Source organism: Advenella mandrilli, assembly GCF_016595155.1.
In the GTDB taxonomy this organism is placed as follows: domain Bacteria; phylum Pseudomonadota; class Gammaproteobacteria; order Burkholderiales; family Burkholderiaceae_B; genus Advenella; species Advenella mandrilli.
This window is the reverse complement of sequence record NZ_JAENGP010000017.1, coordinates 41,121-56,139: the sequence shown is the minus strand read 5'-3', so window position 1 is coordinate 56,139 and position 15,019 is coordinate 41,121. Positions and strand designations below refer to the sequence as shown.

Below are 15,019 nucleotides of genomic sequence, written 5' to 3'. Positions count from 1 at the left end.
CCAATGGTCCACTGGCACCCGTAGGTGGTTTGGTAAATGGCCTGGTAGGCGATCAGGGCGCACTAACCCCTGTTGTAGGTACTGTTAATAATTTATTAAGTGGCCTGACTGGCGGTTTAGCCGGTGGTGCCCAGGGTGGCCCGCTTGATCCTGTTTTGGGTCTGCTTGGTGGATTAACTGGTGGTCAATCCGGAAATGGGGTCGGTGGTTTGCTTGATCCCGTCCTTGGTCTGGTGGGTGGTTTGACGGGCGGCAATGGCGGTTTGCTGGGGGGTGGCAGTGCTGGTGACGGTGTGGTTACCGATGTGCAGGGAACCGTTGGCCGACTGGTGAATAATACCGCCCTGGCACCAGTAGGTGGCCTGGTAAATGGTCTGGTCGATCCACAAACTGGCGCTTTGGCACCGGTAACCGGTCTGGTTAATGGTTTGACATCTGCCAATGGTCCACTGGCACCCGTAGGTGGTTTGGTAAATGGCCTGGTAGGCGATCAGGGCGCACTAACCCCTGTTGTAGGTACTGTTAATAATTTATTAAGTGGCCTGACTGGCGGTTTAACCGGTGGTGCCCAGGGTGGCCCGCTTGATCCTGTATTGGGTCTGCTTGGTGGATTAACCGGCAATACCGGAACGGGTGGTGCTGGTTCAGGCGGCCTCTTGGGTGGCTTGCTGGGTGGTGGCCAGGGTGGTGGCCTGCTTGGCGGTTTACTGGGTGGCGGTGCCCAAGGTGGCTCAGGCAACGTACTGGACTTGGCTACTGGCATTACCTTGCCCCAAAACCAGCTTGGCAACACACTTGACGGCGTGCTGACACCTCTTCTGAAACCGGTTGAAGGCCTGGTTAACTCCCTGTTAGGTGCCTTGGCGCCAGTTGTTAATCCGGTTGTAGGCGTGGTTAATGGTGTTACCAGTAACCTGGGTATCGAGCTGCCACAAAATCTGCATCTGGATCTGGTTAATGACCTGTCACTGGCATTGCAGGGAAAACAGCCTTTAGACCTGGCATTGCTGCAATCTGACGGTAATATTTTGGGTTTAGTGCAGCCTGCCGCTGCACCTACTCCCGGTAACCCAATCCCTGCCCCTGTTGTTGGTGAAATTGCAATTGGTGGTGGAGAAATAAATGGTTTGGGCACTGGTGCTGTAGCGACAGCGAACGGAGCAGGCGCAATGGCGATTGGTGATGGTGCCAAGGCCAGTGGTGCATTAACGACTGCTTTGGGTACAGCCGCAGCGGCTACGGCTGAAGCTACTGTTGCCTTGGGTGGTGCCGCTTCAGCGGCACAGGCTGGCGCCACTGCTGTGGGGTCAGGGGCTTCTGCGGCCGGAGAAGGTTCTACCGCTATAGGTTTAGGTGCTCTCGCAACTGTAAATAGCTCTGTTGCAGTTGGTGCACTTGCCCAGGCAACGGCGACAAACGCAGTCGCCTTGGGTGCAGGTTCTGTTGCTGACGAAGCCAATACCGTTTCAGTCGGTTCGGTGGGTAATGAGCGTCGTATCACTAATGTTGCAAATGGTACCAAGCTTAGTGATGCTGCTACCGTTGGGCAATTGACACCAGTTATTGCAGCATTGGGTGGTAATGCTAGCATCGCGCTAAACGGTACAGTAACCGGCCCCACTTACAATGGTTTTTCTGATGCCAGTCAGTCATTTACTGATGTGGGAAGTGCCTTGTATTACCTGGATACCCGTGTGACAGACTTGGAAAATAGCGGTGTAGGTGGCAATAACCTGGTTCAGCAAGATGCTGTTTCAAGAGACATTACAGTTGGTAAAGATACTGATGGTGGTGTGGTGAACTTCCAGAATAAGGATAGTGATGCCCGTAAGCTGACTGGTGTGGCAGCCGGTACAGTTAATGCAACAAGTACCGATGCTATCAACGGTGCTCAATTGCATGCAACTAACAAATCCATTGCCGATGCGCTGGGTGGAAATACGGTAGTTAATATTGATGGTTCCATTACAGGCACCACCTACAATATCAATGAAGTTACTCAGGGTGGTATTGTTAATAATAACTACACTAATGTCGGAGATGCTTTTAACAGTGTCAGTAATTCAGTAACCAACTTGTACAATCAGGTTAATGACGGCAAGATTGGTCTGGTTCAACAGGCATCCCCCAATGCAGCCATCACAGTGGGTAAATCAACAGGTGGTAACGAGGTTAATTTCAGAAATGAAAGTGGTGAAACCCGTCGCCTGACCGGTGTGTCCGAAGCTGTTGAAGGAACCGATGCCGTTAACCTGGATCAGGTTACCCGCATGGTTCAGGGTGCAACACCCGCCGATCTGACCGAAGTACGTAATGATATTTCTTCCTTGCGTGGTGATGTTCGTCGTGTTGAAAAACGGGCTGATGCCGGCGCGGCAACAGCCATGGCGGTGGCCGGTTTGCCACAAGCATATCTGCCAGGCAAGAGCATGGTTTCCATGGCCGGTGGTGTTTATGCCTCCGAGTCTGGTTACGCCTTGGGTGCATCCACTGTTACCGAAAATGGCAAGTGGGTGCTTAAAGGCAGCGTGGCTGGTTCTTCACGCGGTCAAATGGGTGCAACCATTGGTGCTGGCTACCAGTGGTAATACCCGCTTAAGGTTTCGGCCTTAAGTCTTGTTGCCAAAGAGCAAAAACCGCTATCCATTAAACGGGATAGCGGTTTTTTTATAAAAACAGTTTCATGTAAATACTCATACCTTTTTGGTATGGATGGTAATAAAATCCGTATTAGACCCGTCGGGATTGTCCTTATATACTCTATGGATATTAATGAAAAGAATTATTTCATCAGAGGATAAGATGGACGCAAAGATTGTTGAAGTTAATACCCAAATTTTGGATATCCCTACCATCAGGCCACACAAAATGTCTGTGGCGACCATGCATTGCCAAAGCATTGTGCTGGTTCGTATTAAAACGTCAGATGGCATCGAAGGAATTGGAGAGGCCACTACCATTGGCGGCTTGAATTATGGTGGAGAAAGCCCTGAAAGCATCAAGACAAATATCGACAGTTATTTTGCGCCCCTGATTATTGGCCAATCAGCCACTAAACTGGCGGCCTTGCGCAAACTGATCAATAAAACTATTAAAGATAACCGTTTTGCCAAGTGCGCGATAGAAACCGCTCTATATGATGCCTATGCAAAACGCCTGGGCGTTCCGCTAAATGCTTTATTTGGGGGCGTAGTCTCCAATGAAGTTAATGTAGCCTGGACGCTGGCCAGTGGCGACACCCAGAAAGATATTGCCGAAGCTGAACAGATGTTGGCCACACGCAGGCATAATATATTCAAGCTTAAAATAGGAATGCGTTCACCCAAAGACGATATCAAGCATATCGCAGCCATCAGGAAGGCGGTGGGGGATGAGATCAGCATTCGCGTTGATATTAACCAGGGTTGGTCTGAAACGCAGACCGTACAAAACCTTAGGGCCTTGGCTGATGTTGGGGTTGAGCTGGTAGAGCAACCCATTCATGAGAAAAACCTGGCAGGCATGCAGCGTTTGACGGCATTGGGTATTGTGCCGATTATGGCTGATGAATCCCTGAAAGGCCCGGAAGACGGCTTCACGCTTGCATCCCAGCACAGTGCCAATGTGTTTGCCATCAAGATTGAGCAGGCGGGTGGCTTGCAGCACGCCCGTGATTTGATTGGCATTGCCCAGGCTGCCGATATCGCCCTGTATGGTGGCACCATGCTTGAAGGTTCTATTGCCACTATCGCTGCGGCTCATTTGTTTTCTACACTCAATAACCTGGAATGGGGTACCGAGTTGTTTGGCCCGCTTTTGCTGAAAGATGAGATTTTGGCAACGCCGCTGGATTACAGCAATTTCACCCTGAAAATTCCAACCGGTCCGGGGCTGGGCGTTAGTCTGGACGATGATAAAGTGAATTTTTACACACGAAAATAACGACTTGATAAGCGTTAAATGTTAATTTGAATTTTTAATCACTTCGCAAAAGGAAGAGACATTATGAGTAAAGAGTCTGTTGCCGCCTTGCTGGCACAAATGCAAAAAACAGAATCCGCTGTTGAGGATGAGCGTATTAAAGCAATTATCAATCGTATTATTAGCGATTTGTTTAATACGATTGAAGATTTTGATATTACGCCCAGTGAGTTCTGGGTAGCATTGAATTTCCTGGGCAATAGTGGACAGGAATATGGCCTGATTGCGGCTGGTTTGGGTTTTGAGCGTTTGCTGGATATTCGCCTGGATGAGGAAGAGGCCGCAGCGGGAATTACCGGTGGTACACCACGTACCATTGAAGGTCCCCTGTATGTTGCCGGTGCGCCAGAATCTGTTGGTTTTGCCCGCCTGGACAAGGATGGTGAGATTGGTGAGGCACTGGTGATGGAAGGTGTGGTAAGTGATGAAGCGGGTAATCCGCTGAAGAATGCTTTGGTTGAAGTATGGCACGCCAACCATTTGGGTAATTATTCTCATTTTGATCCTTCGCAAGAGCCGTTTAATCTGCGTCGCAGCATTCGCACTGATGAAAATGGCCGTTACTGTTTCCGCAGTGTGCTGCCGGTCGGATATAGTGTTCCTCCGGGTGGTGCAACCGATGTTATCCTGCAAAAATTGGGTCGTCATGGTAATCGTCCTGCACACATTCACTTCTTTGTGACCGCTGAAGGCCAGCGCAAGCTGACAACCCAGATCAATATTGATGGTGATCCATACCTGTGGGATGACTTTGCTTTCGCAACCCGTGAGGGACTGGTTCCTGAAATCAAGAAAGAATCTGATCCTGAGTTGATCAAACAATACGGCATGAACGGCCCGTTTTCACATATCAAATTTAATTTTGATCTGCACGCAGAGCGTCCGGCACCGCTGAAAACGACAGAAGTAGAGCGCGCCCGCGCACAAGCCTGATGAACGCACCTTTTCAGCCTGGCTGGGAAGGTTAGGCCATCAAAAGCAAATAACGCCTTATCAGGCAGGGGAATGACCTGCCTGATAAGGCGTTAGCACATAAAAGCCTTAAGAAACTGGATGAGCTTGTAATTTAAAAACAGGCAACTAATAGAATAAATAATAATAATTCTTCATGAAACAGTCGGCCTGCCGTGTTTTTATATTTGATCAAGTGTACGGTAAACCTCGCCCTTCAGAGAATGTCAATGCTGACTTTTACAGCGCAGCATGGCCGTACCTGTATCATGCATGGATTAAGTTTAACTTTTTTGACATCTGATTTTACCGCCTGAAATATTCCATCCTGGAATGTAAATTACAACAAATATAACCAAATAAGAATATAAGCTTGACACGACATGTGACGCCATCTATTATTTAACAACAGTGATATATCACTGTTGTTAAACTAACTTATCATCAAAGGAAAAAACATGTCACAATCTCATCGTGTTCGTATTACTAGCCCCAGTGTTGCCGAAGCAGCTCCTGGTTTGTGGTCAAATTGTTTGCAAGTGGAAGACACATTGTATTTATCCGGTTTCACATCCCGTTCTAACGATGGTGAAACCATTATTGGTAAAGATGGTTACGAGCAGGCCAAAGTTATTTTTCAGAAAATGAAAGATTTGTGTGAAGCTGCGGGTGGCACGATTGATGACGTCGTGACAATGACCATTTTTGTTACCGATATGAAAGAGAATCAAGGCGTATGGAAAGCCCGCCGCGAATTTTTCACGGGTGATTTTCCTGCTTGCGCTTTAATTGAAGTGAAAGGGTTGGCAAAACCTGAAATTCTGGTGGAAATACAAGGTCAGGCAAGATTGGCTAAAAAATAAGAATAAATAATAAAAAAGGCTGCACCTGGTGACAGCCTTTTTTATTCTATTAACAGGAGGATGTCATGAAAAAAATATTATTAGGATTAAGTCTGTCGCTAGGTATCTATGCTTCGGTATCCCAGGCTGAAACGGTCAGGCCTTTAAGTATTGTAGTACCTTATGCCGCTGGCGGACCGTCCGACTCAATTATCCGCTCAATAGGTAAAGTGATTGACGAGGGTACGGGCCAAAGCGCTATTGTAGAAAACCGTCCGGGAGGCAATACGGTTATTGGTGCACAGGCCTTATTAAATAAAGCGGATGATGACAATTCGGTTTTGCTGATCGCTGCCAGTTTTGTGATTACGCCCAGTTTAATGCAGAAGTTGCCATACGATATTAATAAAGATTTTCGCCAGATTAGCGGTCTTGCTTCAAGCCCGCATGTTTTGGTTGTTGCTAATGATGTACCGGTCTCCAATTTGGCAGAATTTATTGATTGGGCTAAAAAAGAAGAAAATAAAGGCACGTATTCATCATTCGGGACTGGTTCTTCAGGCCATTTAGGGTATGAATTGTTTAATCATCAGGTTGGTCTTGATCTGCTTCATGTTCCCTATAAAGGAGCTGCTCCGGCAACGCTGGCGGTATTAAGCTCAGAAGTCCATTCCACTTTGGGTGATGTGGGGGCCATTGTGCCCCATCTTGAGGCGGGTAAACTGAAAGCATTGGCGGTATCGGGTACGGAACGTCATCTCAAGCTGCCAGATGTCCCCACCTTTTCTGAACAGGGGTATCCGGATTTCATCTCGGAAACATGGTTGGGTTTACTGGCCAAATCCAGTGTCAGTGATGAAAGAATTGATCAATTAAACCAGTTATTTATCACCGCTCTGGCTCACCCAGATGTACAGCTAATACTTGAGCAGCAAGGTATGCAGGCAAAACCTAGCGATGCCGCCGGTTTTGCAGATTTTATGACTAAAGAAGCTTTAAAATACAAGAAGGTCATTAATGACGCAAATATCAAAATTGAATAAGCATTTGGTGTTTTGTGTTTTCCCTTTTCTTTGTGCATAGGGTTATCGTGGCGGGCAGATTTTCTGCCTGCTTTTTTGTATGGTGATTACAAAATAATTGTCATTAGATATTGATGCATTGATGACATCCTGTCATGCATAATTAATTTATCCTCTCTACCTGTAAACTCATGATTCAACCTCAGAAGGGTGATAGCCCTGAAAGTTTATTGCTGCCACTTGCTGAAAAAGCGTATATTGCCATTAAGAAAATGATCCTGGAAAACGACTTAAAGCCGGGAGATCAGGTTAACGTTGCACAATTGTGCCATCTTCTTTCAATAGGCCGCAGTCCCATTCACCAGGCCATTCATCGTTTGGACAGAGAAGGGCTGGTGGCTATTTTACCGCGCAAAGGCATATTGATTAAGGCCGAAACCATCGACAGTTTTTTGAACTTGATTGATGCTCGTTTGCTGGTAGAACCATACCTAACGGGAGAGGCCATGCAAAGAATGACCCCTGAATTTTTGGATAAGCTGAAAAAAATTGTACAGATCGGGCGCCAGTGTGCGCAAAACAATGATCACCAAGGCAGCAGTATGGAGGTGGATCGTCTTTTTCACCAGACACTTTATGAAGCAGCCAATAATGAGCTGTTAGCTAATTTTGCCAGTCAGTTACTGGACCGCTCCATGAGACTGTGGTTCAGGACATATACGCCCGGCGCTGAAAACCCGAATATTCATGAGTTGGAGGCTTTGTATGAAACCATCGCTTCAGCAGACCGGGAGGCGGCTGTTGAAATGATGGAACAGCATATTACCTCTATCCGTACAAAGGTATTTCCGTGATTGATATATTGTCAGGATCCTTTTTATATTCAGCGTAAGCTTCGCGAAAGATTTTTATAACTATTTCATGTTCCGGCGTTTTTTCGTGATTGATATGCCAGATTAAGCCTACTTTCCTGACAATATCGGTGATGGTGAGTGGCAAAATTTCCAGTACGCCAATTTTTTTGAAAAAATTAGCCATTTCCAGCGGGATGGTTCCAAAGCAATCGGATTCTTTCAGCATGCCTACATTGGTCAGTGTTGATAATGACTCGACAGTTTGCTTGGGAATGGGGATGTTGTAGCTTAACAGCGTATCCACAATAATTTCCCGGGTGATTGCATCACGGGTGGGTAGAATCATGGGGAAGTTGCTAAGGTCTTTCCATTCCAAATCCGGTTTGTTGGCTAATGGATGCTCTTTCCTGACGGCGATAACAAAGGAGTCCTCATAAAAAACTTCAGAGCAAATATCCGCTGGGAGCGGTTTGTTAGGGATAACGCCTGCAATATATTTCAGTTGTTCTGTTTTCAATTGTGGTAGCAGTGTGCCAAGGTTGCTTTCCCGCACGTTTACAGAGAAATCGATAGAGCTTTTGTCCAGTGCCGTAAGTAGGGTGGGAGCAAAGGTAAGGGCCGCAATAGGCATGACGCCCATTGATATTTGTATCATTGGACCCTCAGTGATTTCCCTAAGTTGCAAGCGGGTGGCTTCCAGTTTGTACAGAATGTCCTTGGCATTTTGAATCATGCACAGGCCATGTTGAGTAGGCTCAAGCCCAGAGGAAGTACGTTTGAAAATTTTAATTCCCAAGCCGGTTTCCATTGACGACAACATCTTGGAAATCGCCGGCTGAGTCAATGCCAGCGCGGATGCCACTCTACTCACGCTCCTCATTTCGTCTAGATAGATTAAAAGTTGCAGGTGCTTGAAACGTAGATTTGCACGTAAATACCAGTCGGCACGAGACATGAAACTCCCCTGTTTATTATCAATACTTTGAAACAGTATAACCAAAATGGAATACTGGTAGTGATTTATTTTCATTTGATCTTATATCGTCATAAACCTATCATTATTTTTAATAAAGCTCAACAGAACACAAATCAGTGAATGTAAGTAAAAAATCAAGCGATAAATTTAAAGGAGCAAGAGGATGACATCTAATTTGTTTTTAAAGTGCGTAGTAACCGCATCTATTACATTAAGCAGTTCAATCGTCAGTGCAGCTGATTGGTTCCCTCTCAAGGTGAATCAGGTAGGTGTTGATGGTGAGGTGGTTCAGATAGATTATGAGGGCCAGAAGAAGGCTAGTCAGAATTGGCCCATCTGTGTATCTTTCCCTCATATGAAAGATCCATTCTGGTTGGCAGCCAATTATGGCGTTGTTGAAGAGGCTAAAAGACTGGGTGTTAGCGTACAGGTACTGGATGCCGGTGGATATACCCAACTTAACAATCAGATTTCCCAAATTGAAAACTGTGTGGCCGGTGGCGCTAAAGCAGTTGTGATGGTTTCCATTGATGCAGAGGGGGTTGGCAATCTGTTAAAACAGCTCAAGGAAAAAAACATTGTCGTGATTGATGCTTTCAATGGTTCCAAATCAACCGATGTGGCAGCACGGGTTCTGACTAATCCGCGTGATGAAGGTTTCCGGGCGGGTGAATATTTGGCTAAAAAACATCCAAAAGGAACGCCTGAGGTTCGTGTGGGTTGGTTGCCAGGCCCTGCTGGCGCAGGTTTTGTGGAAGGGTTTAATGCTGGCTTTAATGATGGCATCAAAGATAGTGCGGTGGTTATTGCTGAAACCAAATATGGTGATGTAGGTAAAGAAATTCAGGCACGTCTTGTTGAAGACATGTTGCAAACACACAAAAATCTGGACTATATCGTGGGTACGGCTGTGATGGTGGAAGGAGCTTTGCCATTATTAAAAGCACGTAAGTTGCTGGATAAAGTCAAACTGGTATCAGTTTACATGACGCCTGGCGTACATCAAGGTCTGAAAAAGGCCGAAATTGAAGCAGCAGGTGTTGCGCCTATCGTTACGACTGCAAAAATGACCATTGACTCCGCTGTTCGAATTCTTGAGCAAGGCGACAAACCTGAAGCGTTAACGAGAGTAGATACCATTGGGACGGTTTATACACCTGCCGATGTCAGCGAATTTGATCCTGCGATCACCTTTGCGCCAGCCGGCTTCAGGCCTGTTTTCAGTTTTGGAAAGTGAGGCAATAGTGCAAAGCGCAGTTCTTGAAAATATCCAGGATATCGCGCCCGAGCAACATGAAGGCAAGTCTCGGGTCGTCCTTGCGATCCGGGGGCTTACCAAAGTATATGGAAACCATGTGGCTCTGGATAATATTCATATGGATATCGAATCTGGAAAGGTCCATGTTCTGTTTGGGGAAAATGGAGCCGGTAAATCAACATTTATCTCAATGCTGGCAGGTGCCAATCTACCAAGCAACGGAGAGATTGAGGTTGGAGGGCATAAAGGCGTATTTCATAGTGTTGCGCAATCGCGTGCTGAAGGGATTCGTGCTGTTTTCCAGGAATTTTCCCTAATACCCCAACTGACGGTTGCGGAAAATATTGTATTAGGTGAGGAGCCGCTTGATTCACTCGGTTTGCTGGCCAGAAGTGAAGCACTTAAATCAGCTGAAGAACTTATCAATACCTTGGGTTTTGATCTTGATGCCAAATCTTATGTAGCCACCTTGCCGCGAGGCAAGCAGCAAATGGTTGAGATTTGCAAGGCCTTAAGAAAAAAACCGAAGATTCTTATTCTGGATGAGCCTACTGCCTCTTTGTCCGAGCATGATGCGCGTTCCTTGTTTGATTTGGTTTTAGAACTAAAAAAACAGGGAACAGCAATTATTTATATCACGCACAGAATGCATGAAATCCCGCTTCTGGGTGATGTGGTGACCGTTTTAAGAGATGGCAAACAGATAGCAACCGTGCCAGCCGCAACCCCAGAGGCTGAATTGATCAAATTGATGACGGGCAGGACACTGGATGCCATTTATCCGGAATTGAATACGGAAATTGGCAAGGCCCGTTTGAAAATATCCAGTTTGTCTTTGGCACATGAATTGGGTGTACCAAATATCGAGAATGTAAACCTTGAAGTAAAGGCAGGTGAGATCGTAGGAATTGCCGGTTTGGTTGGCTGCGGCAAAAGCGAACTGGGGCAAGCCTGTTTTGGGCTTAAGAAAATAACAGGAGGTGAAGTTTCTCTTGATGGTAATAAAACAAACTTCCGGCATCCTGCCGATGCGATTGAGGCTGGTTTATGGTATAGCCCGGCAGACCGCAAGCAGGAAGGTCTGGTGATGTGTCGGCCAGCCAGAGAAAACATGTCCTTGTCGGGACTAATCTGGGGAAGAATTGCCGGCAAAGTATTGAAGCCACAACAGGAAATTAATCTGTTAAGGAATCTGTCGGATAAAGTGGAATTTGCAAAAGAAAGATTGGGTGAGCCAATTAGCAATTTCTCAGGAGGTAATCAGCAAAAAGTAATGCTTGCCAAAGGGTTGGCCCAGGAAATTTCAGTGTTTGTTTTTGATGAGCCGACGGTTGGTGTCGATATGGGAGCACGACCATCAATTTATCGCTATTTGGCAGATTTAAGTAAGGAAGGAGCGGCAATTTTGCTGATTTCTTCAGATTTGCCAGAGTTGTTTGGCCTGTGTCATCGAATTCTGGTGATGAATAATGGCGAAATTACTGCCGAATTCCAGCGTGATGAATTTGATGAGCATCGCATTCTAGAAAACTTTTTTTGAGTAAGAATTCAAATGAACACAACAACAATGACTAATACGTTACCTGTTTCAGATAAGAAACCAGTATCAGGACTGAGTACAAATTTTATTTATAAATACCGTCAAATGATGGTGTTACCAGTTTTGTTTATTGTTTCTTCCATCGTTTTTTATGTTCTGGCTCCTGGGTTTGCAACAGTCGATAACCTGGTTAATGTTGCCAGGCAATCAGTCTACCTGTTGATTGTTTCTTTGGGACAATTGATTGTGCTGGTTGTGGGGGGGCTTGATTTGTCAGTGGGTGCAATTGCCGCGCTTTCATCAGTAGCCGCTTCATTGGTGATGGCAGCCATGCTGGTTGCCATGCCGGAAAGTCCGTGGCTGGCCATTGCGGCTGGCAGTGCTGTCGGTTTTGCGATTGGTGCTGTTTTTGGCTTGATCAATGGTGTTGGTATGGCAGTGATGAAAATTCCTCCTTTTATGATGACATTGGGCATGTCTTCAGTCCTGTTTGGCATTACTTTGTTTATCAGTGGTGGTGTCCCCGTATATGGTTTGCCAGATGTCCTGGGTGAAGTATTTGGATTTGGTGAAGTGATGGGTATACCGATTCCTTCATTGGTTGCCTTGTTATTGATTCTGATTACTTATGCTCTTTTGGAGTGGTCACGTTTTGGACGCCATGTGTATGCCACTGGTGGAAACCAGCGAGCTGCTGATCTTTCAGGTATTCGTACAAAAAAGGTGATTATTAATGCCTTTGTAATTTGTGGTGTATTCGCGTCTTTGACAGGTTTGTTGTTGACTGCGCGCTTGGGAACTGGTGAGGCTAATGTAGGCGTTACCTTGCCGCTTGAATCAATTGCAGCTTGTGTTATTGCAGGCGTGAGTTTGGCGGGTGGAGTAGGACGGGTATTTGCGGTTGTAGTTGGTACGCTTTTAATTATGTTGGTTCAAAACGGTTTAAATCTGATGCAAGTTGGTGCTTATGCATCAACAATGACCATTGGATTGATACTGATATTGGCGATGGCCTTGTCAAGAAAATAACTGATGTTAATTTAAATTTTAAATATATGGAGATATGAGATGAAAGTTGAAACAAACTTGAAAGAGAAAGAAAGCAAAATGAATGAAAAAAACGTACCGTTTACCGGAGAAGAATACCTGAAAAGTCTTGATGACGGTCGTGAGGTCTGGATTTATGGTGAGCGGGTTAAAAATATTGCAGAGCACCCGGCTTTCAGAAACTCGGCCCGCATGATTGCGCGCATGTATGATGCGATGCATGATGAGTCACGTCGTGAGCTGCTGACAGCTCCCAATGACTCGGGTGGTTTTACCCATCGTTATTTTTTGGCTCCCAAAACCGTAGAAGAACAGGTTGCCGCGCGTGATGCGGTTGCTGAAATTCAGCGTGTTGCCTATGGCTGGATGGGACGTTCTCCAGATTACAAGGGGTCTTTCCTGGGTACCTTGGGCGCCAACTCGGCCTTTTATAAAGGCTTCGAAGAAAACGCCTTGCGCTGGTATTCGAAAGCACAGCAGCGCACTTTGTATATCAACCATGCGATCATGAATCCCCCTGTTGACCGTAACAAGCCGACGGCAGATACTTCTGATGTTTTCATCCACGTTGAAAAAGAAACCGATGCGGGTATTTATGTCAGTGGTGCCAAAGTGGTGGCGACCGGTTCAGCCCTGACTCACTACACCTTTGTGGCACATGCTGGCCAGCTTCCGATTAAAGATCCTAAATATACACCTATTTTCATGGTGCCTACCGGTGCGCCTGGCATGAAAATGATTTCCCGTATTTCAAACGAATATCGTGCAGCTGTTGTAGGCAGCCCGTTTGATTATCCGCTGTCAAGCCGTCTGGATGAAAACGATGCGATTCTGGTCATGGATAATGTATTTATTCCATGGGAAGACGTGTTTATGTACGGTAATGCCGATCTGGCAAACGATTTTGCACCCGGCTCCGGCTTTAATAGTCGTGCTGCTATGCATGGTTGTACTCGTCTTGCTGTCAAACTTGATTTTATTTGCGGTTTATTGGCAAAGGCATTGGAAATTACCGGCAGCTCCAGTTTCCATGGCGTGCAGTCGCGTTTTGGCGAAGTTATTGCTTGGCGTAATGCAATGTGGGGCTTGTCTGATGCGATGGCAAAAAGTAATGTGCCATGGAATGGCATGGTTCAGCCTGATGCACGTTTTGCAACGTCTTATCGTGTATTGTCGCAAATTGCCTACCCTGCCATCAAAAATATTATTGAATCCAGCGTGGCAAGTGGCCTGATCTACTTGAATTCACACGCAAATGACTTCAAAGCGCCTGAAATTCGTGGCTACCTGGACAAATATGTCCGTGGTACGGGTGATGTGGATGCCGAGGGACGTGTCAAGACTATGAAGCTGCTGTGGGACACCATTGGTACTGAATTTGGTGCCCGTCATGAATTGTATGAAATCAATTATCTTGGCTCCAACGATGTGACCCGCCTGGCCAACTTGTGGGATGCGCAAGGAACAGGTGATCTGGATAAGATGAAATCATTCGTTGATACATGTATGAGTGAATATGATCTTGACGGATGGACCGTACCTGATTTGATCAATCCTGATGATGTAAGTGTTATCAAACGCAGATAATTAAATCAATATTTTTATTTTAAGGAGAGAGATATGCCATTAGGAAATGAAATTGCCTATGTTGTTTACCAAGTTAATGATTTGGATCTGATGGAGTCTTTTATGCAGGACTTCGGGTTATTAACAGCACATAAAGACGACAAAAGTCTGTTTATGCGCGGGGCAGGTACATCACCCTTTTTGCATGTCACTCTGCTTGGAGAAGAAAATAAATTCATTGGTGCAGCTATTCGGGTAAGCGGCATGGAGGATCTGAATGAGCTGGCGGCTCTGCCAGGTTCCTCACCCGTTACCAAGGTTGAGGATTATCCAGGAGGTGGGTGGCGTGTTCGTATGATGACGCCAGATAACGTACAAATAGATGCTATCTGGGGTCAGGAGCCCGCAGAGGAAATCACCCATCGACTGCCAAATCCATTTAATGCGGGGCAGGCTAAATCCCGGTTCAATGCGTCTTTGCGTCCCAAGCGGGAGCCTGGTCTGGCCTTGCGTATCGGACATTTTGTGTTGCGAGTTAGCGGTCACTCTGAATCCGTCAAATGGTTCCAGGACCGTTTTGGTCTGCTGGCTTCCGATTACATGTGCGTGCCGGGCGACAAGAGTCAGGTAATTGGTACATTCCTGCGCATGGACAAAGCTGAGGAGTTTGTTGATCACCATTCCATGCTTATCGTCCAGGCAGAAGTGACCGGTGTTCATCATTGCTCTTTTGAATTCCAGGATATTGATTCCGTCATGGGTTCTCATGACTACCTGGTGGCTAAAGGACATAGGCTGGATTGTGGTGTTGGCCGCCATTTAATAGGTAGCCAAATTTTTGATTATTGGCGCGATCCATTCGGTTTCCGCGTTGAGCACTATACCGATGGTGATATCGTTAATGAGGATTACGAGCCTTTGTATTACGATGTTTTTGCTGATGATACGACCCAGTGGGGCATGGACCCTACGCGGGACTTTTTTGAGTAAAAACGGTTAAGAC

12 protein-coding genes are annotated in these 15,019 nt (G+C 46.1%); 11 read left to right on the top strand and 1 reads right to left on the bottom strand.

Going from position 1 to position 15,019, the window contains the following annotated elements; translation table 11 throughout:
* The 6 genes from JHL22_RS14050 to JHL22_RS14025 form a co-directional block, all read left to right on the top strand.
* The coding region (locus JHL22_RS14050) for a YadA family autotransporter adhesin (protein WP_200238795.1) at window positions 1-2,588 on the top strand (2,588 nt) is incomplete at its 5' end.
* Window positions 2,589-2,802: 214 nt separating this feature from the next.
* Window positions 2,803-3,921, top strand: a complete 1,119-nt coding sequence (locus JHL22_RS14045) for a muconate/chloromuconate family cycloisomerase (protein ID WP_200238793.1) — start codon at window positions 2,803-2,805, stop codon at window positions 3,919-3,921.
* Window positions 3,922-3,984: 63 nt separating this feature from the next.
* Window positions 3,985-4,893: a catechol 1,2-dioxygenase gene (gene catA / locus JHL22_RS14040; protein WP_200238791.1), complete on the top strand. Its 909-nt coding sequence runs from the start codon at window positions 3,985-3,987 to the stop codon at window positions 4,891-4,893.
* A gap of 476 nt (window positions 4,894-5,369) precedes the next feature.
* Window positions 5,370-5,774 (top strand): RidA family protein, encoded by a 405-nt coding sequence (locus JHL22_RS14035; RefSeq protein ID WP_200238789.1) that lies wholly within the window; start codon window positions 5,370-5,372, stop codon window positions 5,772-5,774.
* A 65-nt stretch (window positions 5,775-5,839) separates the two neighbouring features.
* Window positions 5,840-6,796, top strand: coding sequence for a Bug family tripartite tricarboxylate transporter substrate binding protein (locus JHL22_RS14030; RefSeq protein WP_200238786.1), 957 nt, complete (start codon window positions 5,840-5,842; stop codon window positions 6,794-6,796).
* A 170-nt stretch (window positions 6,797-6,966) separates the two neighbouring features.
* On the top strand, window positions 6,967-7,629 hold the full coding sequence (locus JHL22_RS14025; RefSeq protein WP_200238783.1) for a GntR family transcriptional regulator: 663 nt from the start codon (window positions 6,967-6,969) through the stop codon (window positions 7,627-7,629).
* Here the strand turns inward: JHL22_RS14025 and JHL22_RS14020 are convergent.
* Window positions 7,604-8,584, bottom strand: a complete 981-nt coding sequence (locus tag JHL22_RS14020) for a LysR substrate-binding domain-containing protein (protein ID WP_200238779.1) — start codon at window positions 8,582-8,584, stop codon at window positions 7,604-7,606. The two genes, JHL22_RS14025 and JHL22_RS14020, sit on opposite strands and share 26 nt — an antisense overlap.
* A gap of 184 nt (window positions 8,585-8,768) precedes the next feature.
* Between JHL22_RS14020 and torT the strand changes: the two genes are divergently transcribed.
* From torT to JHL22_RS13995, 5 genes are read left to right on the top strand one after another with little or no spacing between them, the layout of a single operon-like run.
* Complete coding sequence (gene torT / locus JHL22_RS14015) at window positions 8,769-9,842, top strand: TMAO reductase system periplasmic protein TorT (RefSeq protein ID WP_200238776.1); 1,074 nt, start codon at window positions 8,769-8,771, stop codon at window positions 9,840-9,842.
* A gap of 7 nt (window positions 9,843-9,849) precedes the next feature.
* Window positions 9,850-11,403 carry a sugar ABC transporter ATP-binding protein gene (locus JHL22_RS14010; RefSeq protein WP_200238773.1) on the top strand — a complete coding sequence of 518 codons (1,554 nt, stop codon included), beginning with the start codon at window positions 9,850-9,852 and terminating at the stop codon, window positions 11,401-11,403.
* 12 nt (window positions 11,404-11,415) lie between these two features.
* The gene (locus JHL22_RS14005) at window positions 11,416-12,432 is read left to right on the top strand and encodes an ABC transporter permease (RefSeq protein WP_234041306.1); all 1,017 of its coding nucleotides are present in this window, start codon (window positions 11,416-11,418) and stop codon (window positions 12,430-12,432) included.
* 39 nt (window positions 12,433-12,471) lie between these two features.
* A complete protein-coding gene (locus JHL22_RS14000) occupies window positions 12,472-14,037 on the top strand; it encodes a 4-hydroxyphenylacetate 3-hydroxylase N-terminal domain-containing protein (RefSeq protein WP_234041305.1) in 1,566 nt (521 codons plus the stop codon).
* A 33-nt stretch (window positions 14,038-14,070) separates the two neighbouring features.
* Complete coding sequence (locus JHL22_RS13995; RefSeq protein ID WP_200238771.1) at window positions 14,071-15,006, top strand: VOC family protein; 936 nt, start codon at window positions 14,071-14,073, stop codon at window positions 15,004-15,006.
* The last annotated feature ends 13 nt before the right edge of the window (window positions 15,007-15,019 follow it).

Coding starts and splice junctions, on each gene's coding strand:
- JHL22_RS14045 (WP_200238793.1), top strand. CDS start 2,803: ATGGACGCAAAGATTGTTGAAGTTAATACCCAAATTTTGGATATCCCT.
- catA (WP_200238791.1), top strand. CDS start 3,985: ATGAGTAAAGAGTCTGTTGCCGCCTTGCTGGCACAAATGCAAAAAACA.
- JHL22_RS14035 (WP_200238789.1), top strand. CDS start 5,370: ATGTCACAATCTCATCGTGTTCGTATTACTAGCCCCAGTGTTGCCGAA.
- JHL22_RS14030 (WP_200238786.1), top strand. CDS start 5,840: ATGAAAAAAATATTATTAGGATTAAGTCTGTCGCTAGGTATCTATGCT.
- JHL22_RS14025 (WP_200238783.1), top strand. CDS start 6,967: ATGATTCAACCTCAGAAGGGTGATAGCCCTGAAAGTTTATTGCTGCCA.
- JHL22_RS14020 (WP_200238779.1), bottom strand. CDS start 8,584: ATGTCTCGTGCCGACTGGTATTTACGTGCAAATCTACGTTTCAAGCAC.
- torT (WP_200238776.1), top strand. CDS start 8,769: ATGACATCTAATTTGTTTTTAAAGTGCGTAGTAACCGCATCTATTACA.
- JHL22_RS14005 (WP_234041306.1), top strand. CDS start 11,416: ATGAACACAACAACAATGACTAATACGTTACCTGTTTCAGATAAGAAA.
- JHL22_RS14000 (WP_234041305.1), top strand. CDS start 12,472: ATGAAAGTTGAAACAAACTTGAAAGAGAAAGAAAGCAAAATGAATGAA.
- JHL22_RS13995 (WP_200238771.1), top strand. CDS start 14,071: ATGCCATTAGGAAATGAAATTGCCTATGTTGTTTACCAAGTTAATGAT.